The sequence below is a fragment of the Vibrio sp. D173a genome (assembly GCF_030248475.1).
In genome coordinates this window covers 1-824 of the sequence record NZ_JAHGAH010001203.1, presented here as the reverse complement: position 1 = coordinate 824, position 824 = coordinate 1, and the positions used below count along the sequence as shown (strand labels likewise).

Annotated in this window: 1 protein-coding gene; it reads left to right on the top strand. The window is 44.3% G+C overall.

Annotated features, from left to right (window positions below):
- Positions 1-705: DUF2989 domain-containing protein (locus tag KIV40_RS32305; protein WP_285353436.1), on the top strand; the 705-nt coding region annotated here is incomplete at its 5' end.
- Positions 706-824: the final 119 nt, after the last annotated feature.

Here is an 824-nt window from a genome sequence, read left to right as displayed (position 1 = left end):
CGTTGTGCTGATCTCAATATGAATGATGGCCAGGGCCGCGTAGCTCGCACGGATCTCATTTGGCATCGATTCGATGTATTAAAGCAACCAACCGAACACAATAAGATTGTTGAGTACGGTTTGGTGGCGGAATACAAAAAATGTCTAGAGCTCGCCTCTCAGATAGAAACCATTGACCAAACCATGCTCAAGCAACGCCGCTTCTCAGCACTGATGCACAGTATTGAAGAAGAAGAACGTATCGTAAAAGATCTGCTTGGTTCAAATGAACCTGAGACCCTCTATTTCCTGTGGTCACAAACGGGCAATATTGAAGCGCGTCGCAGTTTCCTTCAATTGGAGGGCAGTGATGCTCTCAATACCGCTGAGCTGCAATACGCTCTAGCCACCTTCTATACAACGCGAGATCACGAGAAAACTGTTAAGTTACTCAACAACGCTCTCACGCTGTCCAACGGCTCAACTGTTAACACCGAGATTTTTAAATCTCTCGCAAGCATCAATCACAGCCTTGGGAATATGGAAAAAGCCTATTTATGGGCGATGGTTGCTAAGCAGTTCAATGTACCAATAGCGTCAGAGTCCGAACTCAAAGTGCTGTATCACTTTCCGAATGAAGTTTATGAGAAGCTGCAAGACGATGCCGATTACGTTGTAGAAGCAATTGAAGATGGACGCTACCAGCCTTCATTAGTTTCTAAGTAGGAGACGGTTGCTAATTAAGAGATGTACACTCGCTTACTATCTATGACAAACACTGGCTATCTAGAATAAACACCTAGTATGTAGAACAAACAAAAACAGCTACCCTTTGTTGGTAGCTG